At 71.6% G+C, this 21386-nt stretch carries 18 protein-coding genes; 8 read left to right on the forward strand and 10 right to left on the reverse strand.

Annotated features, from left to right (window positions below; translation table 11 throughout):
* The first annotated feature begins 20 nt into the window (after positions 1-20).
* Both OG407_RS31260 and OG407_RS31265 read left to right on the forward strand, forming a co-directional pair.
* Positions 21-1301, forward strand: coding sequence for a hypothetical protein (locus OG407_RS31260; protein WP_403583204.1), 1281 nt, complete (start codon positions 21-23; stop codon positions 1299-1301).
* Positions 1302-1441: 140 nt separating this feature from the next.
* Positions 1442-1972, forward strand: a complete 531-nt coding sequence (locus tag OG407_RS31265) for a DoxX family protein (RefSeq protein WP_328679972.1) — start codon at positions 1442-1444, stop codon at positions 1970-1972.
* Between the two features lie 79 nt (positions 1973-2051).
* Here the strand turns inward: OG407_RS31265 and OG407_RS31270 are convergent, their stop codons facing one another.
* Positions 2052-2294 (reverse strand): hypothetical protein, encoded by a 243-nt coding sequence (locus tag OG407_RS31270; RefSeq protein WP_405862926.1) that lies wholly within the window; start codon positions 2292-2294, stop codon positions 2052-2054.
* Entirely contained in the window at positions 2281-3702 is a 1422-nt protein-coding gene (locus OG407_RS31275) for a PspC domain-containing protein (protein ID WP_405862927.1), read from the reverse strand. Before OG407_RS31275 ends, OG407_RS31270 begins: the two co-directional genes overlap by 14 nt.
* A 638-nt stretch (positions 3703-4340) precedes the next feature.
* Between OG407_RS31275 and OG407_RS31280 the strand changes: the two genes are divergently transcribed.
* Positions 4341-5669, forward strand: a complete 1329-nt coding sequence (locus OG407_RS31280) for a PspC domain-containing protein (protein WP_405862928.1) — start codon at positions 4341-4343, stop codon at positions 5667-5669.
* Positions 5666-6385: a LuxR C-terminal-related transcriptional regulator gene (locus tag OG407_RS31285; RefSeq protein WP_405862929.1), complete on the forward strand. Its 720-nt coding sequence runs from the start codon at positions 5666-5668 to the stop codon at positions 6383-6385. Before OG407_RS31280 ends, OG407_RS31285 begins: the two co-directional genes overlap by 4 nt.
* 55 nt (positions 6386-6440) lie before the next feature.
* Here the strand turns inward: OG407_RS31285 and OG407_RS31290 are convergent, their stop codons facing one another.
* Positions 6441-7520 carry an NlpC/P60 family protein gene (locus tag OG407_RS31290; protein WP_405862930.1) on the reverse strand — a complete coding sequence of 360 codons (1080 nt, stop codon included), beginning with the start codon at positions 7518-7520 and terminating at the stop codon, positions 6441-6443.
* Between the two features lie 416 nt (positions 7521-7936).
* Between OG407_RS31290 and OG407_RS31295 the strand changes: the two genes are divergently transcribed.
* Positions 7937-8290 (forward strand): hypothetical protein, encoded by a 354-nt coding sequence (locus tag OG407_RS31295; protein ID WP_019055618.1) that lies wholly within the window; start codon positions 7937-7939, stop codon positions 8288-8290.
* On the opposite strand, the gene OG407_RS31300 is transcribed toward OG407_RS31295, so the two are convergent.
* Positions 8268-9257 (reverse strand): tellurite resistance/C4-dicarboxylate transporter family protein, encoded by a 990-nt coding sequence (locus OG407_RS31300; RefSeq protein WP_405862931.1) that lies wholly within the window; start codon positions 9255-9257, stop codon positions 8268-8270. The two genes, OG407_RS31295 and OG407_RS31300, sit on opposite strands and share 23 nt — an antisense overlap.
* 120 nt (positions 9258-9377) lie before the next feature.
* The gene (locus tag OG407_RS31305; protein WP_405862932.1) at positions 9378-10322 is read right to left on the reverse strand and encodes a C40 family peptidase; all 945 of its coding nucleotides are present in this window, start codon (positions 10320-10322) and stop codon (positions 9378-9380) included.
* A 320-nt stretch (positions 10323-10642) separates the two neighbouring features.
* Here OG407_RS31305 and pcrA point away from each other — a divergent pair, with 320 nt between their 5' ends.
* Positions 10643-13144, forward strand: coding sequence for a DNA helicase PcrA (gene pcrA / locus OG407_RS31310; RefSeq protein ID WP_405862933.1), 2502 nt, complete (start codon positions 10643-10645; stop codon positions 13142-13144).
* A 37-nt stretch (positions 13145-13181) separates the two neighbouring features.
* On the opposite strand, the gene OG407_RS31315 is transcribed toward pcrA, so the two are convergent.
* From OG407_RS31315 to OG407_RS31325, 3 genes are all read right to left on the reverse strand, one after another.
* Positions 13182-14699, reverse strand: a complete 1518-nt coding sequence (locus OG407_RS31315) for a M23 family metallopeptidase (protein ID WP_405868699.1) — start codon at positions 14697-14699, stop codon at positions 13182-13184.
* Positions 14700-14938: 239 nt separating this feature from the next.
* The gene (locus tag OG407_RS31320; RefSeq protein ID WP_405862934.1) at positions 14939-15829 is read right to left on the reverse strand and encodes a lipase family alpha/beta hydrolase; all 891 of its coding nucleotides are present in this window, start codon (positions 15827-15829) and stop codon (positions 14939-14941) included.
* A gap of 73 nt (positions 15830-15902) precedes the next feature.
* Entirely contained in the window at positions 15903-16235 is a 333-nt protein-coding gene (locus tag OG407_RS31325) for a hypothetical protein (protein ID WP_405862935.1), read from the reverse strand.
* 70 nt (positions 16236-16305) lie between these two features.
* Between OG407_RS31325 and OG407_RS31330 the strand changes: the two genes are divergently transcribed.
* On the forward strand, positions 16306-16722 hold the full coding sequence (locus OG407_RS31330; protein ID WP_033280095.1) for a cobalamin B12-binding domain-containing protein: 417 nt from the start codon (positions 16306-16308) through the stop codon (positions 16720-16722).
* A 215-nt stretch (positions 16723-16937) separates the two neighbouring features.
* Here OG407_RS31330 and OG407_RS31335 read toward each other — a convergent pair whose 3' ends face one another.
* A complete protein-coding gene (locus tag OG407_RS31335; protein ID WP_405862936.1) occupies positions 16938-18554 on the reverse strand; it encodes a DUF5691 domain-containing protein in 1617 nt (538 codons plus the stop codon).
* A 32-nt stretch (positions 18555-18586) separates the two neighbouring features.
* On the reverse strand, positions 18587-19939 hold the full coding sequence (locus OG407_RS31340) for an SWIM zinc finger family protein (protein ID WP_405862937.1): 1353 nt from the start codon (positions 19937-19939) through the stop codon (positions 18587-18589).
* A 269-nt stretch (positions 19940-20208) separates the two neighbouring features.
* On the opposite strand from OG407_RS31340, the gene OG407_RS31345 reads away from it, so the two are divergent.
* Positions 20209-21339 carry an AAA family ATPase gene (locus OG407_RS31345; protein WP_405862938.1) on the forward strand — a complete coding sequence of 377 codons (1131 nt, stop codon included), beginning with the start codon at positions 20209-20211 and terminating at the stop codon, positions 21337-21339.
* Positions 21340-21386 lie beyond the last annotated feature (47 nt).

Consider the following 21386-nt stretch of genomic DNA (forward strand, 5'->3'; position numbering starts at 1 on the left):
GGGGAAGGCAGGCGTCGGGCGTGGCGGTGCAGGAGGCGAGACAGGGCGGCGAGCACGTCGGTGCCCACGGAGGCGGCTGCACCTGCGGGGACTGCCCGCACGGAGCACGTGAGGGGCATCGGCGCGCGGTCGCCGCGTTCCTCGTCAAGCGGGACGGCTTCGCGGCCGGCCAGGGCTTGCCCGCGGCGGTGGCGCACTCGGTGTCCGCCTCCCGGCAGTGGGTCTCGGACGAACTGACCCAGTCCGCCGACGTCGTCGCCGAACGTGGCCGCGCCGAGGGCGGCGCCTGGCTGGCTCGCCTCTGGCACCGCACGGCCTTCGCGGTGTGGAGCGCCTTCGTCGTACTGCTCCTGGTGCAGGCGCTCACCGCGATCGGCGCGGGCTGGACGGCGGCCCGCACGGCCGGACTGCTGGCCGCGCTCGTGATCGCCGGCGCGCTGACGGCGGCCTCCTGGTTCCACCGGGCGCGCGGCGGGGCGCTGGCCCCGGTCATCGGTGAGGACAACCGGCTGTCGACCTCCCGTGCCGTGGCCGTGTCCTGGGTGCTGTTCGTGGCGTACGCGGTGCTGGTCCTGGCCGGCCGCCTCGCCGCCGCCTCCGACCACGCCGAACGCGACACCCTCATCTCCGGCCTCGAACTCGCCCGCGGCGCCGGGGTGGTGACCGTCCTCGCCGTGGTCTGCGCGATCGCCGTCCTCGTCCGCCGGGTCGTCGGCCTGCGCGTGCTGGGCCAGCGCCTCCAGAAACTCCCCGCCGACCGCCCCCGCGCCGCCGACCTCCTCACCGACGACGCGGGCCGCGGCACCTTCGCCGACATCCAGTACGTCGCGATCAGCGCCGTCGCCCTCGTCTTCGTCGCCGTACGCCTGGCCCGCCGCCCCGACCAACTGCCCGACCTGCCCTGGGGGTTGGCGGTGGTGGTCCTGATCTCGGCCGCGACATACCTGGCCGGCAAGTACGCGGAGGGCGGCCGCCCGGTCATCCTCTCCGTGGTGCGCTCCCGCGAGGCGGGCGACCTCGACGCCCCCATCCGCACCGGCGACGACATCGAGATCCGGGGCGCGGGCTTCGTCCCCCCGGGTGCCCAGACCGCCGACCGCCTCTCCCGGATGGTCGTCCGCATCGGCCCGGTCAACGTCCATGTCCCCCTGGTCCCGGTCACCGGCGGCTTCTCCAACCCGACGGACACCCTCCTGACCGTCCCCGTCCCGGTCGATGTCGAGCCCGGACGGGTGGAGGTACAGGTCGTGACCGCGGCGGGCGTGGAGACGAACGCCTGCGTCGTCGACGTCACGGACTGACGCCCTCGACGGACCGACCACCGCACGAGTCGTGCCAAGGTCGCGAAAATTAGTTGAAGCATGATTGAGCGGGTCCCCCTATTCGTACGTATGGTCTGTTGAGGGGTCACGGCACAGCAGGCGAGAGGCGGCTACGGGCGATGACTCACGGCACTCGAATGGATACGCAAACCCCATACCTCGACGGCGACCGGGGCTGGCGGGACACCGCCACGCGATACGCCCTGCTCCCATTGCGCGTCTTCCTCGGCGTCACCTTCATCTACGCAGGCCTGGACAAACTCACCGACAGTGCCTTCATGAAGTCCTCCGGCGCCGGCTCGATCGGCGAGACGATGCGCGCGGTCCGCGACTCGGCGGCGATCCCGGCCCTGGTGGACCTTGCCCTGAAGAACCCCGTCGGCTTCGGCTACGCCATCGCCTTCGGCGAACTCGCCGTCGGCATCGGCACGTTGATCGGCCTGCTGGCCCGCCTCGCCGCACTCGGCGGCGCGCTGATCTCGCTCAGCCTGTGGCTGACCATCAGCTGGGCCAACGACCCTTACTACTACGGCAACGACCTCGCCTACCTGATGGCCTGGCTGCCCCTCGTCCTGGCCGGCGCTTCGATGTTCTCCTTCGACGCGGTGATCCGCGGAAGGCGAAGGCAACGGGCGGGCGGCTACCGGTAGTTCCCGAGGAGGGAGCCGCCGGCGGTGAAGCCGCCGGGCTCTTTCCGGGCGGGCCGTCCGTCCCGTTCGTAGACGATCTTCAGCCGGATATGTCCGGACCGGGGTCGGCCGTGTTCCTGCGGTCGGCCCCTCGGCGTCTGCGGACCGCGCCGTTGACGCCCGCCACCACGCCGGCCAGGACCAGGCCGACCGTGACCAGCGGGATCACCGCGAACCACTCGGTCACCCACAGCCCGCCCGCGTCCCCGGCATAGACCACGCCCGCGGTGGCGAGGAAGAGACCGGCGACCAGCTTCCCGGGCTGGAACTCATGACGCAGCACGGCTGACCTCCGCCTGTCCGACGCCGACCTGGAGGTCCAGGTCCAGCGTGCCGATGCTCTTGACGCCCGTCGCCGGGGTCAGGGTGACCTGCTTGTGCTTGCCCGGCTCCACGTCCACGTCCTTCTTGTCGTCACCGGGCAACTGGATGTCCCCGACGCGTACGTCCACGCTCAGCCGCACCGTCACGTTCGGCGGCACGATCACCTTCAACTGCCCGACGCCCACCTCCGCGTCCGTCGCGACCGTCTGCCCCTTGGCCAGCCGCAGCCGGGTCAGGTCGAGCGTGCCCACCCCGTTCCCCAGGTCGTACTTCTGCCGCACGTCCGCCACCGCCGCGGGCTGCCAGGTGAGGTGCTCCCAGTGTGTGGTGAGGTCCTTGGGCAGGGCCGCCGAGGCGGCGAGCAGACCGGCCGTGACGATCGCGAGGAACACCGAGCCCGCCCCCGTACGTCCCAGGAACGCGCTGATCGCGATCCCCAGACCGAAGACGACGAGCGCACAGGCCAGGCCCGCCTGGAGGCTGGTGCCGAGCGCCTGGTCGTCCCACTTGGCGGCGGTGCCGAGGGCCCCCGCGAGCAGTGCGAGCAGGAACACCCAGCCGCCGATCCAGCGCGGGCCGCGCGTTTTCGGGGGCATTGGGCGCGGGGTCCGCTGATCCGCGGGCCAGTGCGGGTAGGAGGGGGCGAGCCTGACGTCGATCACGTCCGCGATGTCACGGTCGCGGGAGTCGCCGGGGCCCCACAGATAACCCGTGCCACCGACGTGTGTGCCGTCCTTGACGATCGGATCACGCCACCAGGAGGGGTAGGCGGTGACCACCGGCGGCGCCTGGGCCTCCGGCGGGGCGTCGGCGACGGCCTGCGCGGCGAGCGGGTCGGGGTCGGGGGCGCCGCGCTGCTGCGACCAGTACCCCGCGCCCGCCAGCAGGAGGGAGAGGACGACGGCGAAGGTCAGCACACTGGCGTTGTTCAGCATCGACAGGAACACACCGCAGCCCACCAGTGCGAACAGCACGGCGGCCAGGGCCTGGCCGTCCACGCGGCCGGTGAAGAGCTTGCGGACCTCGTTCTCCTCCTCGTCGTCGTACGGGACGAAGAGCCATGCGAAGCCGTAGAAGATGAGGCCGATGCCGCCCGTCGCCGAGAGCACGGCGAGCGTGATCCGGAAGATCACCGGGTCCATGTCGCACTGCCGCCCGAGCCCCGCGCACACCCCCGCGAGCACCTTGGACCGGCGGTCCCGCCGGAACCGGTGCGGAGCCGCGGACACGGTGCCGCCGCCGGGCACGGCACCCGGCGAGGAGGCGGCACCCGCGCCGGGCACGGCGTCCTGCGGCCCGCCGCCCGCTTGCGGACGTGGGCCGGAGCCGGGTCCCCGACCCGTCGCGGCGCGCTCGTGATCTGTCATGCGTCCATGCTGCCCGCCGCGAGCCGCCGATGGCAGTCGGGACGACCCTGGCCGAACCCTGAAATCGGCCCTGACCCGGACCGGGGGAGTGTTCGAGGGGCTGTGGTGCTGTGCCGCCAGCTGTTCGCCGGGCGGGTGCGGTCGCCGCGGGCGGCGGATTGCCTGCCGGGCTTCCTGTGGCACGGCAGCTGACATCGCGCCCGGCATCGCGACGGGCTTGTGTGCCGGTGGTGCTCGGATCTCCGGCAGCTGTCGGCGACCTGCGGACTGCGGCGGTGGGTTGCCCCGCCGGGCTTCCGTGCCATGGCGCTCGGCATCGCGACCGGCTCGTGTGTGGGTGGCGCTCGGATCTCCCCGCAGCCGTTGGCCACCCGCGGACCGCGGCGGCGGGTGGCCTGCCGGGCTTCCTGTGGCCCGGAGGCTGACATCGCGGCCGGCATCGCGACGGGCTTGTGTGCCGGTGGCGCTCGGATCTCCCGCAGCCGCAGCCGCAGCCGCAGCCGCAGCCGCAGCCGACCCACGGACCGCGGACGCCCGCCTCACCTTCCGGTGACCCGTCAGAACCCCCGTCGCACGCCGTTTTCGCGGACCGAGCGTGCCGGATTCGAAGATCAGGGGAGTCTCGGGGGTCGACCCTGATGCTCCGGGCGGCGGGGCGTGTGAACATCGGTGGCATGCCGGAAGCCGCAGCATTGCCCGTCGAGGACCCGCGGCCGCCGCGCAAGCTCTACCGCAGCAGTGACGGACGCTGGCTCGGTGGTGTGGCGCGGGGGCTCGCCGGGCATCTCGGGCTGCCGGTGATCTGGGTGCGGCTGGTGTTCGTGGGGCTGTTCCTCGCGGACGGACTCGGCGCGCTGCTGTACGCCTCGTTCTGGTTCTTCGTGCCGCTCGGCGTCGGCGGCGTCGCCGGTCAGCGGCCCCCGTCGCTCGTCTCCACCGAGACCTCGCCGGACGGCCGCCGCAGACTCGTCGCCCGCAAGCCGGACAAGGGCCAGATCGTCGCCCTGCTCCTCATGGTCGTCGTCGCGCTGGTCTTCGTCGGCAATGTGAACCTGGGCAATGGCGCCAAGGCCTATCTCTTCCCGACCGTGCTCGTCGGCGCGGGCGTCGCCCTCGTCTGGCGCCAGGCGGACAACGCCCGCCGCGCCCGCTGGGCCGAGGTCGGCAGCCGCCGCCGTACGCTCAGTCTGCTGCGCGCGGGCGGCGGCGTCCTGCTCGTCACCGCCGGTGCCACCGCGATCTTCGTGCTGCAGGGCTCCGCCGACCACCTCGGCTCGGTTCTCCAGGCAGCCCTCGCGGTCCTCGTCGGCATCACGCTGCTCGCCGGCCCGTACCTCGTGCGGATGACCCAGGACCTGTCGGAGGAGCGCCTGATGCGCATCCGCGCCCAGGAGCGCGCCGAGGTCGCCGCCCATGTCCACGACTCCGTGCTGCACACCCTGACCCTGATCCAGCGCAACGCGGAGAGCCCGAACGAAGTGCGCCGCCTGGCCCGCGCCCAGGAGCGCGACCTGCGCGCCTGGCTCTACAAACCGGAGGGCACCGGCAAGGACGAGGCCGACGAACCCGACACCCTCGCCGAGGCGGTGCGCCGCAGCGCGGCCGAGGTCGAGGACAAGCACGGCGTCCCCATCGAGGTCGTCATCGTCGGCGACTGCCCCCTCGACGAGAGAATCGGCGCCCAGATGCAGGCCGCGCGCGAAGCGATGGTGAACGCGGCCAAGTACGGTGGCGAGGGCGGCGCCGTACAGGTCTACGCCGAGGTGGAGGGGAAGACGGTCTTCGTGTCCGTCCGTGACCGCGGACCGGGCTTCGACCTGGACTCGATACCCGCCGACCGCATGGGTGTCAGAGAATCGATCATCGGCCGTATGGAGCGCCACGGCGGCACGGCACGACTGCGCGCGGTGCCGGACGGCGGTACCGAGGTCGAGCTGGAGATGGAGAGGGTGGAGAAGACGTCATGAGCGACGCGACCGAGACGAACGAACCGGCGGAGCCGACCGGCGGGAGCGTGGGCGGGCGTCACGTGCGCGTGGTCCTCGTCGACGACCACCGCATGTTCCGTACGGGGGTCCAGGCCGAGATCGGCCGCACCGAGGAGACCGGAGTCGAGGTGGTCGGCGAGGCCGCCGACGTCGACCAGGCGGTCACGGTCATCACCGCGACCCGGCCCGAGGTGGTCCTCCTCGACGTCCACCTCCCGGGCGGCGGCGGGGTCGAAGTCCTGCGCCGCTGCGCCCCGTTGATGAGCGACGCCGAGCAGCCCGTCCGCTTCCTCGCCCTGTCCGTGTCGGACGCGGCGGAGGACGTGATCGGGGTGATCCGCGGCGGTGCGCGCGGCTACGTCACCAAGACGATCACCGGCACGGACCTCGTCAACTCCATCTTCCGGGTCCAGGAGGGCGACGCGGTCTTCTCACCCCGCCTGGCCGGCTTCGTCCTCGACGCCTTCGCGTCGACCGACGCCCCGCCGGTCGACGAGGACCTCGACCGCCTCACCCAGCGCGAGCGCGAGGTGCTCCGCCTCATCGCGCGCGGCTACGCCTACAAGGAGATCGCCAAGCAGTTGTTCATCTCGGTGAAGACGGTCGAGTCCCATGTCTCGGCGGTACTGCGGAAGCTCCAGCTGTCGAACCGGCACGAGCTGACGCGGTGGGCCACGGCACGTCGACTGGTGTGACCCGTAAGGGAGTTCACCCGGGACCCCTTGGGCCCTTGGGGGATCCCTCGGGGATTCACACCACCCGGGTCGCCCCGGCGAACGGCATCTCGTCGATCGGCGCCAGTCGCACCGGGGCTGTCGGGTTCGGTGCGTGGATCATCTGGCCGTCGCCGACGTAGATGCCGACGTGACTGATGCCCGAGTAGAAGAACACCAGGTCGCCGGGGCGCAGTTCGGACCGGGAGACCCGCTGGCCGGCGTTGATCTGGGCGTAGGTCGTGCGGGGCAGGGAGACCCCGGCGGAGCTGTACGCGGCCTGCACGAGGCCCGAGCAGTCGAAGGCGTTGGGGCCGGTCGCGCCCCAGACGTAGGGGCTGCCGAGCTTCTGGTAGGCATAGGAAACGGCCGCCGCCGCACGCGAGTTGGGGGCGTCGGCCGTAGCGGCGGAGGAGCGGGGCGCGGCCAGGGCGCCCCGGGCTGTCGTGGAGGAGCGTGACGCGCGGCCCGTGCCGCCGGTCGTGCCGTCCCCGACCTGGGCCCGCTGCTGCGGGGTCAGGCCGGACAGCAGCCGGCGTGCCTGGTCCAGCTTGCCGTTGATGGTCTTCTTCTGCCTGCCCAGCTCCGTCTGCCGCGACTTCAGCGAGGTCAGCTCGATGTGCGCGGCGCCGCGCAACTGCTCGATCTCCCGCAGCTGTTGCCGTACGAGTTCGACGGCCGTCGTCTGCCGGTGGCCCACCCGGTCGGCGAACTCGGCGCCGTCCAGATACCGTTCGGGGTCGCTGGAGAGCATGAGCTGCACCGCGGGGTCGATCCCGCCGCTGCGGTACTGGGCGGCGGCGACATAACCCAGCGAGTCCCGGGCCGAGTTGAGCTTCTCCGTCCTGCGGGCCGCCTCGTCCCGCAGGGTGTTCAGCTGCTTCTCGGCCGCGTCCGCCTTCTCCTTCGCGCCGTCGTACTTCTCGGTCGCGACCTCCGCCTCCTGGTACAGCTTGTCCACCTTGGTCTTGACCTGCGTCGGTGTCAGCTGCGGCTCGGCGTGCGAGGTCCCGTCGAAGCCGGTCGCCGTCGCCGCGCCCGCGAGGGCGATCGTCGCCGCCGTCCGGGCTGTATTGCCGCTGAGCGAGCGCTGTCGGGGCTTGCGGTGCGCTGCCACGTGGACTGCACGTCCTTTCGTACGACCGCCGGGGGAGCGGGCGATTGCGCGTCCGGCGGCGGCCCGCACAGGGGGAGCGGGCCGCCGCCGGACATTCTTCGGCGGTGGTGGCCGACTGCCGCCCCTGGTCCGGGCGGCGGTGGGGAGCCGGTCACCTGGTGGAGGACGCTAAACCTGATGGTGACGGCCCGGTAACGCATGTGCACAACTGACATGAGGTGATCGGCAATTGACCGCAAGTGACGTTGATCGCGGTCCGGGGCCGCCGCCTTCGCACGGAGCGGTGACCGAAGCGGCGGTTCCGACGCGGGGCGGGACGACACGGTGCTATGGGCCGCATATATGCAAGGTCATGCAGGCCGCTACAGAGGGGCGGTGTCGGTCGGTCCCGGAGTCCCTGACTAGGCTCCGGCCCCATGGACGTACTCATCCATCTCTTCGTCGGCCTGCACATCATCGGCATCGCCGCGCTGCTCGGCGGTTTCCTCACCCAGATGAAGGCGATGGGCCAGGGCACGGCCCGCTTCGTCCCCGGTATGCTGCACGGCGCGCTCACCATGCTGGTCACCGGCGCGATCCTGGTCGGCCTCAACCAGGCCGACGATCAGCACGTCAACAACATCAAGATCGGCATCAAGCTCGCGCTGCTGATCGTGATCCTCGGCCTCGTCTATGTGAAGCGGGACGAGGAGACGGTCGACAAGAGCCAGTTCGCGCTGGTGGGCGGGCTCACCATGGTGAACATCTTCATCGCGGTCCTGTGGACGTGACCCCGGACGTGGCGGCGAGGTAGAACCGGACCGTCCCCGCGGCGACCACCAGCCAGGCCGCCACCGCGATCCACAGCACCACCTCACCGGGCGTCCGCAGCCACGAGACGCCCACGGCGGTCCCCACGGACAGCATGGTCGCCGCCGTCATCCCCAACGGGAACACCGTCGACCAGCGCCGCACGTCGAAGCGCGGCCGTGGCCGGGCGATCTCGGCGCCCAGCAGGACGACACACCAGGCCACGTCGAGCACCAGCAACGTCACCGTCACGGCCCGCAGGACGCCCCGGTCGTCGGAGTTCCACAGGTACAGGCGCGCGCTGTCGGCGGCGATCAGCTTCGACCCGGCCAGCGCCGAGACGGCCAGCGCGCCGCCGACGATCCAGTGGTCCCCGACCCCGATGATCACCTGCCGCCACTCGAACCGGGCCAGCGCGAACCCGTAGAGGACCAGCCCGAACCAGAACAGCACCAGCGCCGTGTGCGCGAGCCAGGGCACCGACTCGGCCCCGGCGATCGTCGCCCCCAGCACGGCCAGCGACTGCGTGGCCACACACCCGAGGAACACGGTCCCGGGCATCCGCCCCTGCCAGTTCCGGACGACCCGCACGAGCAGCCAGGGCCACAGCACCGCGGCCAGCGCCAGCAGCGCCTCGGCCACCGTCTGCCGGCCCGCCGCCGCGAACCGCGTCCCCAGGACGGCGGTCGCGGCCGTGGCGGTCAGCGCGCCGGGCGTCCCCGCCTCCGTGAGCCACCGCCGCCGGTCCCACAGCAGCCGTACGGCGAAGTCCGCGGCCAGCCCCAGCCAGAAGGCGCAGGCCACCGCGAAGGCGATACGGGACAGCACCTCGTACCCCGTGACATGCAGGCCGACCGACATGATCGCGGTCGCCATCACGACGGCCCCGGCCGCCGGCGGACGCTGCGCCCACCAGGCGCGGAAGCGGGAGATACCGGTATCGGACATGGCCCGATGCTAGGGAGCCGCTCCGGTGCCGACGACGGGCCACGCGCGCGTGGACGTCAAAAACACCTGCACGCGTGCGTGGCGCTCGAAAACACGCTCACGCGCGCGTGGGGACTCCACTCAGGCCGGTCGCACCACGCTGTGGACGGTCGCCGCGTCGTCGTGGTGGATCGACTCCTCGCGCACGTAGGCGCCGGGCTTCGGGGCGTGGATCATCGTGCCGTCGCCTACGTAGAGGCCGACGTGGCTGACGTCGTCGTAGAAGAAGACGAGGTCACCGGGTTGTGCGTCGGCCAGGGAGACCGTCGTGCCGGCGTTCGCCTGATCGGTGATGACACGCGGGAGGGTCACTTCGGCGGCCTTCCAGGCGGCCTGGGTGAGGCCCGAGCAGTCGTACGAGCCGGGGCCTGCGGCGCCCCAGACGTACGGCTTGCCTACCTGGGCGCGGGCGAAGGCGACCGCCTTGGCGGCCTTGGTGGCGTAGAAGGAGTCGACGGGCGAGGAACCGGAAGAGGTGCTCCGCGTCGCCTCGGTCCGCTGGGTCCGCGCGGTCGGCCGCGACAGCAGCTCGCGCGCGGTGGAGAGCTTCTTCTGGACGGTGGCCTTGGCCGTCCTCAGGTCGCTCTGCGTGTCGTCGGGGGTCCGGAGGTTCTCGGTCGTTTCGTGCCGGACCGCGTTCTTCTGGCGGCTGGTCAGCCGGCTCATCAGCTGGGCCTGCTCGAAGTAGTCCTGCGGGGTGTCCGGGAGCAGGAACGCCGAGGCGTCCGGGGCGGCGGCCCCGGTGCGGTACTGCGCTGCGGTGAACGAACCCAGCCGCTCCCGCGCGGAGTTGAGCTTCCGTGCCAGCTTGGGCACGTCCTCCGGGCCGGTGTCGACGCGCCCGCGCTGCCTGGCCGCCCTCTCCCTGGTCGCGTTGTACGTCTCGGTCCCCGACTCCGCCTGCCGGTAGAGGTCGTCGACCTTCCGCTCGACCTCGCCGATACTCCGGTCGCCGTCGTCGGCGGGGGCCCATATGCCTGTGATGCGCGAGCCCGCGGAACGCGGCTTGCGGTGCGACGACGCCAAAGGAGGCGACTCCTTCCAGAGGGTGCCCTACGGGCCGTTGCTGTCCTGCGGGCCGTGGTTGCCCTGCGGTCCGTGCCCGGAAAGGGAGTTGGACCGACGCACCCCAGGTCCGTGGGGTCGTACGGCCTGATCGAACGTTAACCAACTCGTGTGGTTTGTGTGAAGGTTGATGTTCGATATGCCTGATATGCGGCCGTGACCTTGGCCATGCGCCAGGCCGGTCATCGCTGATCGTGACCGACCGGTTCTGGTCCGTGAATTTCCCCGAGTTCCCGGGGTGGCAGTCGGTTGTCAGTGGGGCGCCCTAAACTCGGAAGGCGATGAGCAGCCTCTTTGACGACAGCTTCCTGGCGGATCTCCAGGGCCCCCGGGCCCCCGAGGGAGAGCCCCCGCCCCCGCCCGAGGACGAGCACGGACCGGAGCCGATTCCGGACGACCTGTTCGGCGGGAAGTTCGACGTGCCCGCGAGCAGAGACGCCCACTACCGGGACGGCGCCCCACGCCCCGTGGTCGACCCGGCCGCACTCCTGGACGGGCTGAACGAGAACCAGCGCGCGGCCGTCGTGCACTCCGACACCCCGCTGCTCATCGTGGCCGGCGCCGGCTCCGGCAAGACCCGCGTGCTCACCCACCGCATCGCCTACCTCCTCGGCGAGCGCAACGTGCACCCCGGGCAGATCCTCGCGATCACCTTCACCAACAAGGCCGCGGGCGAGATGAAGGAGCGCGTCGAGCAGCTCGTCGGCCCGCGCGCCAACGCGATGTGGGTGATGACCTTCCACAGCGCGTGCGTCCGCATCCTGCGCCGCGAGTCGAAGAAGCTCGGCTTCACGTCCTCGTTCTCGATCTACGACGCCGCCGACTCCAAGCGCCTCATGGCCCTGGTCTGCCGCGACCTGGACCTCGACCCGAAGCGCTTCCCCCCGAAGTCCTTCAGCGCCAAGATCTCGAACCTGAAGAACGAGCTGATCGACGAGGAGGACTTCGCCGCCCAGGCCGCCGACGGTTTCGAGAAGACCGTCGCCCAGGCCTACGCGATGTACCAGTCGCGGCTGCGCGAGGCCAACGCCCTCGACTTCGACGACCTGATCATGACGACGGTCAACCTGCTGCGCGCCTTCCCGGACGTCGCCGAGCACTACCGCCGCCGCTTCCGGCACGTCATGGTCGACGAGTACCAGGACACCAACCACGCCCAGTACGCGCTCGTGCGCGAGCTGGTCGGCACCTCCGAGCACCCGGTCGACGTCCCGCCCGGCGAACACGACCTGCCGCCCGCCGAGTTGTGCGTCGTGGGTGACGCCGACCAGTCGATCTACGCCTTCCGGGGCGCGACGATCCGCAACATCCTCCAGTTCGAGGAGGACTACCCGAACGCGACGACGATCCTCCTGGAGCAGAACTACCGCTCCACGCAGACGATCCTGAGCGCGGCCAACGCGGTCATCGAGCGCAACGAGTCCCGCCGCCCCAAGAACCTGTGGACCAACGCGGGCGCGGGCGCGCAGATCACCGGCTATGTCGCGGACACGGAGCACGACGAGGCGCAGTTCGTCGCCGAGGAGATAGACCGTCTCACCGACGCGGGTGACGCGAAGGCCGGAGACGTCGCCGTCTTCTACCGGACGAACGCGCAGTCCCGTGTCTTCGAGGAGATCTTCATCCGCGTCGGCCTGCCCTACAAGGTCGTCGGCGGCGTCCGCTTCTACGAGCGCAAGGAGGTCCGGGACGTCCTGGCCTACCTCCGCGTACTGGCCAACCCGGAGGACGCGGTCCCGCTGCGCCGCATCCTCAACGTCCCCAAGCGCGGCATCGGCGAGCGCGCCGAGGCGATGATCGACGCCCTCTCGCAGCGCGAGAAGATCAGCTTCCCGCAGGCGTTGAAGCGCGTCGACGAGGCCTACGGCATGGCCGCGCGGTCGACGAACGCGGTCAAGAAGTTCAACACGCTGATGGAGGACCTCCGTACGATCGTCGACTCCGGCGCGGGCCCGGCGACGGTCCTGGAGGCGATCTTCGAACGCACCGGCTACCTCGCCGAGTTGCAGGCCTCGACCGACCCGCAGGACGAGACCCGCATCGAGAACCTCCAGGAACTGGCCGCCGTAGCCCTGGAGTTTGAGCAGGAGAACAGTTCAGGTGAGGGGGAGAGCGAGACTCCGGTCGGGCTCGCCGCCTTCCTGGAGCGGGTGGCGCTGGTCGCCGACTCCGACCAGATCCCCGACGAGGACGAGGACGGCTCCGGAGTCATCACGCTGATGACCCTGCACACCGCCAAGGGACTTGAGTTCCCGGTCGTCTTCCTCACCGGCATGGAGGACGGCGTCTTCCCGCACATGCGTGCCCTCGGCCAGGCCAAGGAGCTGGAGGAGGAGCGGCGCCTCGCGTACGTGGGCATCACGCGCGCGCGGGAACGCCTCTACCTGACCCGGTCGTCGCTGCGCAGCGCTTGGGGGCAGCCGTCGTACAACCCGCCCTCCCGCTTCCTGGAGGAGATCCCGGCGGCGCACATGGAGTGGAAGCGGACCGGCGCGATGGCGGCTCCGCCGTCGACGGGTCCGGCCTCGGGCATCGCGGCCTCGCTGTCCTCGTCCCGCTCGCGCTCGTCGGCGTCGGGTGCCTCGGGCTTCGCCACCCGCAGGACCTCGGAGAAGCCGGTCGTGGCGCTGGCCGTCGGGGACCGGGTCACGCACGACCAGTTCGGGCTCGGCACGGTGGTCGGCGTGAACGGCACGGGGGCGAACGCGGAGGCGACGGTCGACTTCGGGGAGCCGAAGCCGAAGCGGCTGCTGCTGCGGTACGCGCCCGTGGAGAAGCTGTAAGCCGTAGTGGCTTGAGCCGCAAGGGAGTTGGGGCGGCTCAGGTCGGGTCGAGCCCGTGGCTGCGGAGCCACGGGAGCGGGTCGACCGCCGCCCCGCCCGCCGGGCGCACCTCGAAGTGCAGGTGCGGGCCGGTGGAGTTGCCCGAGTTCCCGGAGTACGCGATCGGGTCGCCGGCCTTCACCGTCGTACCGGAGGCGACCCGGTAGCTGGAGAGGTGGCAGTACCAGGTCTGCGTGCCGTCCTTCTCCGTGAGGATCAGCATGTTGCCGTAGGCGCTGTTCCACTTCGTGGAGACGACGCCGTCGGTCGCGGCCATCACCGTCGTGCCGTACGAGACGGGGAAGTCGATGCCCGTGTGCACGGACATCCAGTTGACGCCGGCCTGGCCGAAGTAGGCGCTGAGGCCCCGCTGCGTGACCGGCAGCACGTACTTGGGGCGCAGTCGCTCCTTGCGGGCCGCCTCCGCCGCCGCCTTCTTCTTGTCGGCCTCCTGCTGGGCCTTGAGATCGATGCGTTCCTGCGTACGGCTGGCCCGGTCGGCGAAGTCGTCGGCACCGGCCGACAGGCTCTTGATCTGGGCGTCCAGCTTGTTGTTCGCGACGGACGGCTTGACCGAGGTCGCGTCCGAGGCCGAGGCCGTCGTGTCGCTGCCGCCGGTCAGCGTGCCGACGGACGCGGCGGCGATCCCGGCGACCCCCATCACACACGCGGACGGCACGGCGATGGTCATCAGCGCGGACCGTTTCGGAGGCGTACGGCGCCGGGAACGGCTCCCGTTGCGGGCCGCGGCGCGCGAGCCGGCCGGGGCCGGGCTCGGGGTGAACTCCTCCTGGTCGTCGAGGAGTTCGGGGTGTGACGGGGTCCCGCTCTGTTCCGGCTCGACCTCGTCGAGGGCGGGCATCTCGCCGGTGGCGGTCAACTCGCCGTCTTCCGGGGCGGGTTCGTCGTACGTACCCTCGTGCGTCGCGTCGTACGACGCCTGTTCAAAGGTGGTGGTCGCGTCGGCGGCGGTGCCGTCGGCGTTCCACCGCGTGGCGTCGTAGGCGCCGGTGTCGAAGGCCTGCGTGCCCCATTCCCACTGCTGGGTCTGGTCGGCGGGGGCCGGGGCATGCGCCGAGGTGTCGGGCTGGAGCCAGGCGTTCGCGTCCCACTGGCCGCTGACGTCCGGGGCTCCGGTCTGCGGCGGGATGGCGGACAGCTGCTGGTAGTCGGCCGACCAGGCGGTGGTCTCGTAGGCGCCCGTGTCGTAGGCGGCGTGGTGCTGGGCCGCGTACGGGTCGTAGTTCAGGGTGTGTTGGGCACCCGTGGACCAGGCGGAGGAGTCGTAGGCGCCGGTGGCGTGCGACCCGGTGTCATGGCCGTGGCCCTGAGCGTTGCCCGGCATGTCGCCGAAGAGGGGGTCGGTGGCGAAGCTCGCGGTGGCCTGCGCGCCCGGGTGGAAATCCGTGGCGGTGTGGTCGCCGTACGTGGTGAAGTCACCGTACTGGGCGTCCTGCCCGCCGTACGACGCGTAGTGCGCCGAGGTGGCATCGGAAGCCGGAGCCGGGGTGGTCATGGTCCCCGACGGGTGACGATCGTTCACCAACTTCTCTATTCGCCTCGACAACAGGGGCTGCCAGAGCAGTGCGGTGGACTGTACCCGGCAGTATGCGGGCACGACAATCTTCGTCAGGTTTCGCGTCAGCAGGAAACGGGCATTCGGCCGTGTTTCGGGGGACGGCGGGCACGGGTTTGGCCGTGGGTTCGAATAGCGTTCGATCTTCGGGAGGCTGTGAGCCCGCTGTCGGTGTCCGGTCAGGCCACTGTCAGGCCGCCGGTGTGGGTGCCCGCGCGGGTGCCGGCGTGGGTCGCGGCCGGGGTTTCCGGCAGCGGGGTGTCGAGGGCCTGGCGGATGCCGTTCGCGACGGCGGGGTGGACCGGCAGGGCGAGGTGGCCGATGCCGCTGACCTGGACGTTCTGGGCGATCAGGTCGGGATGGTCGATGCAGGCCGTCTCCAGCGGCTCCATCAGGTGGTCGAGGTCGCTCCAGAAACTGACGAAGTGCGTACGGCAGCCGGGCGCGGGCCGGGTCAGTTCCTCGATCACCGGCGAGCCGGGCCGCATCTGCCGGACGATCGGGTGGGCGTTGGCCAGCGGGACGACGGCCGTGCCGGAGTGCGGGGTGCCGAGCGTCACCAGCGTGCGGACCCGCAGGTCGCCGCCGAGCCGCTGCACGTAGTAGCGCGCGATCAGCCCGCCGAGGCTGTGCCCGACGATGTCGACCTCCCGGCTGCCCGTGCGCTCGCAGATCTCCTCGATGTGCCGGCCGAGAAGCTCGGCGGCGGTGCGGATGTCGCAGGTCAGCGGCGAGTAGTTGAGCGACTCGACCTGCCGGCGGTCGTGCTGGGCCAGGGAGCGGCGCAGCAGCACGAAGACCGAGCGGTTGTCGATGAACCCGTGCAGCAGCACCACCGGCGGTTTCGCCTCGGTCGGCAACCGCGTCGCGTCCTCCGGTGCGGGCGGCTCGGGCAGGGGTTCCCGGCGCTCCTGGGCGATGCCGGAGGGATAGAGGAGAAGGTGGCCCGCGAGGATCACGATCTCCAGGGCGGTCGCTTTCAGGAGGGTCATCGAGAGGCCCGCCAGCCTGCTGGGCAGGAGGCGCTGACATAGAGGGAGAAAGGGCGCTGCGACCCCGGTGACCTTCATGGCCGACCTCCTGTCGGCACACGGAACGACAGCTCCGTCCCCCGTGTGCCCTCGTGGGAGGCCACGGCGAGGGTCACCGACGGTGCCCGAGGGGTACGCGCCGGGTGAGCGCGGCGCACGGCGTGACCGACGCCGTTGACGTACCGAGGAGCCCTGTCGGTCTGGCGACGAGGCTTCCCGCTGTCGTGCCGTACCTGCCCTGCGTGCCCTTCGTGCCTGCGCCGATGCGCCGTACCACCGCGCCGCGCGGCCTGCTGCGCGGCGGTACGGCGACCTCGTTGCGGCTCCCGGTGCGCTTGTTCCCGCTGGAACGCTGCGCGGCGAACGTGTCCCATCGTGTGATTTCCCCCTCGGTATCCGCCGCGAAACTGCCGGTTGCGGGATGCTGGAGATAACGTTCGTTCACTTCCCGCACTGAAGCGGGTACCGCGGTACCCGTGGGTAGGGATGAACGCAGTCGCTTCATGGAGGCAGTGATGGGTGTGGCAGCCGGTCCGATCCGCGTGGTGGTGGCCAAGCCGGGGCTCGACGGCCACGATCGCGGGGCCAAGGTGATCGCGCGGGCGCTGCGCGACGCCGGTATGGAGGTCATCTACACCGGTCTCCACCAGACCCCCGAGCAGATCGTCGACACCGCGATCCAGGAGGACGCCGACGCGATCGGCCTCTCCATCCTCTCCGGCGCCCACAACACCCTCTTCGCCGCGGTCATCGACCTCCTCAAGCAGCGCGAGGCCGAGGACATCCTCGTCTTCGGCGGCGGCATCATCCCCGAGGCGGACATCGCCCCCCTCAAGGAGAAGGGCGTCGCGGAGATCTTCACGCCCGGGGCGACGACTCAGGCGATCGTGGACTGGGTGCGGGAGAATGTGCGGCAGCCGGCAGGGGCGTAGGGCCTTCGGCGAGCGGGGCTTGGCTTCTCGGCGCAGGGTGGCATCATCCAGCTCGTACGGGGTTCGCTTTTCAGCGCAGGCCAGCATTTTCAGCCCGTCCGGCGTTTGAGGACGAGGCCGTTCAGGCCGAAGGGGGGTTTGGGGGCGCAGCCCCCAAGCTTCTACGGCGCAGCCAACTCCGGCAGTTTCTACGGCGCCTCCAACCCCCGCCCCTTCTACCGCGCCCCCAACTCCTCCGCCATCGCCGCGCGCAACCGCAACGTGGTCACCAGCCGCTGGAACGCCTCCGCCCAATAACCCCCCGCTCCCGGCGCCGCGTCCTCCGTCTCGTCCGGCACCGCCAGCAACCCGTCGAGCCGACTCGCCTCGGCCGGATCGAGACACCGCTCGGCCAGACCCATCACCCCGCTGAAACTCCACGGGTAACTCCCCGCGTCCCGCGCGATGTTGAGCGCGTCCACGACAGCCCGCCCAAGCGGCGCAGCCCACGGCACCGCGCACACCCCGAGCAGCTGGAACGCCTCGGACAGCCCCTGCGCCGCGATGAACCCGGCCACCCAGTCGGCCCGTTCGCCCCCGCCCAGCGTGCTCAGCAGCTTGGCGCGCTCGGCCAGGGACACGGCCCCCGGCCCGCCCGCCTCGGGCGCCGACGGCGTCCCCAGCAGCGCCCGGGACCACTCGGCGTTCCGCTGCCGCACCGCCGCCCGGCACCACGCGGCGTGCAGCTCGCTCCGCCAGTCGTCCGCCACCGGGAGCGCCACGATCTCCTTGGGCGTACGTCCGCCGAGCCGCCGCTCCCAGGTCCCGAGCGGAGTCGCCTCCACCAACTGGCCGAGCCACCACGAGCGTTCACCCCGTCCCGCCGGAGCCTTGGCCACCACACCGTCCCGCTCCATGCCCGAGTCGCACTCGTGCGGTGCCTCGACCACCAGCCCCGGTTCCTCGCGCGTACGGTCGACGGCCACGCAGGCCGACGCCCGGACCGCCATCCGCGCGGCGAGCGCCGAGTCGGGGAGCGCCGACAGCAACTCGGCCGCCGTAGCGCGTACGTTGCGGCTCCGGTCGGCCAACGCCTGCTCCAGGAACGGCTCGTCCTCGGCGGAGAGTCGCATCCGCAGCGAGTCGAGGAACATCAGCCGGTCCTCCGCCCGCTCCGTCGCCCAGGTCGTGACCAGCAACTCGCGCGCGGAGGAAGGCCGTTGGGCGCGTATCGCCGCGAGCAGGGCCACCCGCTCGGCGAACAGGCCCTCCTGCCAGAGCAGTTGGACCTGGTCCGGGGCGTCCAGGTCCGGCAGGGCGGTGCCGCCGCCCGGTGTCGCACGTAGGGCGAATCGCCAGTCCGGGTTCAGCCGGGCCAGCCACAACGCGCGCGGGCCCGCGAACTCCAGCGCCGCCGGCCGCAGATCCGTACGCCCCCGGGCCGCGTCCAGCAGCGCGGGCAAGGCCTGGACGGGCGCGGCGAAACCACGCGCGTTGGCCGCTGTCAGCCACTGGGGCAGCAGTTCCATGAGATCCGGCGAGGTGCCCCTACGGCCCCCGCCGCCCGTACCCGGGCGGTCGGTCAGGAGCATCGCCAGCCTGCGGGCCGCCGCGGCGGGCAGCGCCGGACGCGCGTCGGGCGCGGCGGGCTCGGGGCGCTGTGCCGCCCGCGCGGGGCACAGTCCCGCCCGCCGCCGTACGGTCTCCACGGCCGCCGCGTCCAGCAACGCCACGGGTGCGTCCTGGCCCGGCGCGCACCCCGGAGGCGTACGGCGGTCCGTGCCGAGCAGCGCGGTGGTGACGAGCTCTTCCCAGTCGGCCGCCGGGGGCGCCGGTGCGGGGGTGGTGTTCATGCGGTGCCTTTCCGTCGAGTTGATGAGTGGGTTCAGCACAGGGACACCGGTTCTCCCGCACCCTCCGGCCAGGCCGTCAGCGGGGTGAAGCCTCGGTGGCCCAACTCGCCGAAGACCTTCACCGGGGCGCCGCCGGAGAGGGCGACCAGTCGCCACAGACCGGGGCGGGAACGGGCAGTGGGCGTGAGGGGGAGCGCCAAGTCCCCTTCAGCGTCGGCCAGTTGCCAGGAGTCGTCGTCCGGGGTGGGGACGACCCGGTCCAGCGTCACCGGGACCGAGTCCAGCCATGGGTCGTGCCGCAGGGCCTCCCCGTAGTGGACGGCGGCCTGAGCTGTCGGAACCCCCTGCGGTCGGGCCGTCGTAGGCGAAGGTGCCGCGAACTGCTCACCCAGGGCGGCCCGGAGCTGTCCGGCGCCCGGGAATGCGGACACCTCCGCGTCCAGGGCGAGCCCCATGGGCAGTGCCAACTCGGGGGCGCGGCCCGCGGCGCCGTAGGAGAGGAGGAGGGAGGTGCGGCCCGAGTCCGTGCCGTGCAGCCATATTCTTCGGGTCGTCAGTTTCGGGTCGGTCGTGTCGTACTGGGCGAGGACGAGCCAGTGGTCGCGCAGGGGTGGGCCGTCCGGTGAGGCGGGCAGGCCGATGCGGGAGCGGACCGTCGCCGCCAGGTCGTCGGGCAGGTGTTCGCGGCGCAGCCAGGCCTGGTCGAGGAGGTGGAGCAGCGCGCTCTCCTCCAGCAGGCGGATCGGCCAGCCGGGTCCCGATGACGGGATGGCCCCCAACTCCCGTGCGCGCGCGGCCAGTCCGGGGGCCTGGGCGTCGACCATGCGGGCCGCGGTCTCCTCCCACAGCCCGTACCCCGCCTGCTCCGCCGAGGCCAGGCCGGTGCGCAGCAGGTCCGTCAGCCGCTGCTCCAACTCGCCCGCGCCCGCGGTGATCCGCTCGGCCCGGCGCTCCGCCCGGCGCCGCGCCGCCTCCGGATCAGCGGCTGTCGGGGAACCGGACGCCCCCGCCGCCCGCTTCTCCTCCGTCCGCTTCCGACGCCCCGCCAGCCACTCCTCGGCCCAGCCCGGCGCCTGCCCCGACGGCACCGCGCCGTCCTCGCCCGCCCACAACAGCAGCAGCCCCAGCGCGTGCTTGCACGGGAACTTGCGGCTCGGACAACTGCACTTGTACGCCGGTCCCGCGGTGTCCGCGATGTCGACGACCGTCTGATACGGCTTGCTGCCACTGCCCTTGCACAGCCCCCACACCGTCCCCTCGTCAGAACTGCCCGCCTCGGACCACGGCCCCGCCGCCCCGAGCTTGCTTCCCGCTTTGCGTGACGCTGCGTCAGGCGCCAGTGCCAGCACCTGATCAGCCGTCCAGCGCACCCCCTGCTGAGTCATGTCATCGAAGGTAGATCCCAGCACTGACAATCGGTCCGCGAGCGGGTGGTGGGTGGGGTGGGGGGCGGCGCCGGCGTGGGAGTTGGAAGCTTGGGGGCCGCGCCCCCAAATCCCCCTTCGGCCTGAACGGCCTCGTCCTCAAACGCCGGACGGGCTGAGCTGCCACCGGTCTCCGCGAACGCGTTTCCGCAGGTCGGATCGCGTTGTCAGTGGCGTCGTGCAAGGTGGACACCAGATCCGAACCGGCCGAGCTGGAGGGGGCCTCAGCCATGACTGTGTCCGTAGAAACCACGCCTGGGCAAGCGCACGAGAAGCCGTCGGACGAGGTGTTGCGGCCGCACGCCGAGGACGCCTTCGCCGACGAACTCGCCGCGCTGGCCGCGCAGGACGACCGGCCGCGCCCGGTCCGCTGGAAGATGTCGCCGTGGGCGGTCGCCACCTATCTGCTCGGCGGCACGCTGCCGGACGGCACGGTGATCACACCGAAGTACGTCGGCCCGCGCCGCATCGTCGAGGTCGCCGTCACCACCCTCGCCACCGACCGCGCCCTGCTCCTGCTCGGCGTGCCCGGCACCGCGAAGACCTGGGTCTCAGAGCACCTCGCGGCGGCGGTCAGCGGCGACTCGACCCTCATCGTGCAGGGCACCGCCGGCACCCCGGAGGAGGCGATCCGCTACGGCTGGAACTACGCGCAGCTGCTCGCCAACGGCCCGAGCCGCGACGCCCTCGTGCCCAGCCCCGTCATGCGCGCCATGGCGGAGGGGATGACCGCGCGGGTCGAGGAGCTGACCCGTATCCCGGCCGACGTACAGGACTCGCTCATCACGATCCTGTCGGAAAAGACGCTGCCGATACCGGAGTTGGGGCAGGAGGTGCAGGCCGTCCGCGGCTTCAACCTGATCGCCACGGCCAACGACCGCGACCGCGGGGTCAACGACCTCTCCAGCGCCCTGCGCCGCCGTTTCAACACGGTGGTGCTGCCGCTGCCGGAGAGCGCGGACGCCGAGGTCGAGATCGTCGCCCGCCGCGTCGACCAGATCGGCCGCTCCCTGGACCTGCCGGCGGTACCTGAGGGCGTCGACGAGATCCGCCGGGTGGTGACCGTCTTCCGCGAACTGCGCGACGGGATCACGGCGGACGGCCGGACGAAGCTCAAGTCGCCCAGCGGCACGCTGTCGACGGCCGAGGCGATCTCCGTCGTCACCAACGGGCTTGCCCTGGCAGCCCACTTCGGCGACGGACTGCTGCGGCCCAGCGATGTCGCCGCGGGCATCCTCGGCGCCGTCGTCCGCGATCCGGCGGCCGACCGGGTCATCTGGCAGGAGTACCTGGAGGCGGTCGTCCGTGAGCGAGACGGCTGGAAGGACTTCTACCGGGCCTGCCGTGAGGTGAGCGCGTGAGCGACTCCCGGGGGCTGGTCGACGAGGACTTCAGTTGGAACTGCCGG

The organism is Streptomyces sp. NBC_01515, from assembly GCF_045040345.1.
GTDB lineage: Bacteria > Actinomycetota > Actinomycetes > Streptomycetales > Streptomycetaceae > Streptomyces.

Coding starts and splice junctions, on each gene's coding strand:
- OG407_RS31265 (WP_328679972.1), top strand. CDS start 1,442: ATGACTCACGGCACTCGAATGGATACGCAAACCCCATACCTCGACGGC.
- OG407_RS31275 (WP_405862927.1), bottom strand. CDS start 3,702: ATGACAGATCACGAGCGCGCCGCGACGGGTCGGGGACCCGGCTCCGGC.
- OG407_RS31280 (WP_405862928.1), top strand. CDS start 4,341: ATGCTCCGGGCGGCGGGGCGTGTGAACATCGGTGGCATGCCGGAAGCC.
- OG407_RS31285 (WP_405862929.1), top strand. CDS start 5,666: ATGAGCGACGCGACCGAGACGAACGAACCGGCGGAGCCGACCGGCGGG.
- OG407_RS31295 (WP_019055618.1), top strand. CDS start 7,937: ATGGACGTACTCATCCATCTCTTCGTCGGCCTGCACATCATCGGCATC.
- OG407_RS31300 (WP_405862931.1), bottom strand. CDS start 9,257: ATGTCCGATACCGGTATCTCCCGCTTCCGCGCCTGGTGGGCGCAGCGT.
- pcrA (WP_405862933.1), top strand. CDS start 10,643: ATGAGCAGCCTCTTTGACGACAGCTTCCTGGCGGATCTCCAGGGCCCC.
- OG407_RS31315 (WP_405868699.1), bottom strand. CDS start 14,699: ATGACCACCCCGGCTCCGGCTTCCGATGCCACCTCGGCGCACTACGCG.
- OG407_RS31320 (WP_405862934.1), bottom strand. CDS start 15,829: ATGAAGGTCACCGGGGTCGCAGCGCCCTTTCTCCCTCTATGTCAGCGC.
- OG407_RS31330 (WP_033280095.1), top strand. CDS start 16,306: ATGGGTGTGGCAGCCGGTCCGATCCGCGTGGTGGTGGCCAAGCCGGGG.
- OG407_RS31335 (WP_405862936.1), bottom strand. CDS start 18,554: ATGAACACCACCCCCGCACCGGCGCCCCCGGCGGCCGACTGGGAAGAG.
- OG407_RS31340 (WP_405862937.1), bottom strand. CDS start 19,939: ATGACTCAGCAGGGGGTGCGCTGGACGGCTGATCAGGTGCTGGCACTG.
- OG407_RS31345 (WP_405862938.1), top strand. CDS start 20,209: ATGACTGTGTCCGTAGAAACCACGCCTGGGCAAGCGCACGAGAAGCCG.